This window comes from Methylobacterium sp. J-067 (assembly GCF_022829465.1).
In the GTDB taxonomy this organism is placed as follows: Bacteria; Pseudomonadota; Alphaproteobacteria; order Rhizobiales; family Beijerinckiaceae; genus Methylobacterium; species Methylobacterium litchii.
The window spans coordinates 1-995 of the sequence record NZ_JAKSXZ010000046.1 but is presented as its reverse complement, the minus strand read 5'-3'; the positions used below and the strand labels follow the sequence as shown (position 1 = coordinate 995).

Below are 995 nucleotides of genomic sequence, written 5' to 3'. Positions count from 1 at the left end.
TTGTTCGTGCCCTTGCCGCCGATCAGGTTCGTGCCGTTGTAGCTCGAGTCGCCGGCGAGCTGATCGATCTGGGTCAGCAGGCTGTTGTACTGCGTCGCCAGGGCCGAGCGAGCGGAGACGCCGGAGACCGTGAGGTCGGCGCTCTGCGCGACGGCGGTGGTGGCACCGTAGGTGGTGGCCGTACCGGAACCCGCGGCGAAGCCGATGAGGGTCTGGTCGGCGGTGGTGTTGAATTCGACATCCGAGCTGGCGTTCATCACGAGCTTGGTGCCGGTGGAGTCCTTCGTGAAGCTGCCGGAGCCCACGGCGGTATTCAGCGCCGTGATCGCCTGATCGATCGTGGCGTTGGCCGGGATCGAGGCGGCGGTCGAGGAACCGTTCACGAACAGGTTGACGGTCGTGGCGGTGGTCGACGTGGCGTAGGCGGTCGAAGCCGTGCCGGTGGTGGTGATCTGGGTCGAGAGAGCCTGGTTGGCGACCGACTTGGCCTGATCGACCAGCTTCTGGATCGAGGTGATGCCCTGGTTGGCGGCCTGGATCGCCTGCACGCCGTTGGAGATGCCGTCGAGTAGGTTCGACAGATCTCCCGACCGCTGGTCGAGGGACTGCGAGGTGAAGAAGGTGACCGGGTTGTCGAGGGCCGAGGAGACCTTCTTGCCGGTGGCGAGCCGGTTCTGGGTGGTGGCCGTCAGCGACGCCGTGTCCTGCAGGGAGAGCAGGTTCTGGCGGGTGGCAGCGGTGAGCGTGACGCCGGACATGATGACGTATCCATTCTGGTTGAGGCACCTCCGTTTTGGAGGCGAGTGAACATTTGGACACGCCGGCTTTCGACTGTCTTAAAATAATAGACAGCTTTGTTTTCGTGCGGCGCTTCAGTGAAACTCGGTTAATGACTTAACAACGCCGCCGCATCACGGCGTCGGCACACGGTTAGCGGAACGTTAACGCGGCTCTCCTACGACAGGGGCCTGCGAGGGAGGCCGCACCATGCCGCT

Annotated in this window: 1 pseudogene; it reads right to left on the bottom strand. The window is 63.8% G+C overall.

Going from position 1 to position 995, the window contains the following annotated elements:
- Window positions 1-758, bottom strand: a pseudogene (locus tag MKK52_RS03930) (flagellar protein); the annotation flags it as partial.
- Window positions 759-995 lie beyond the last annotated feature (237 nt).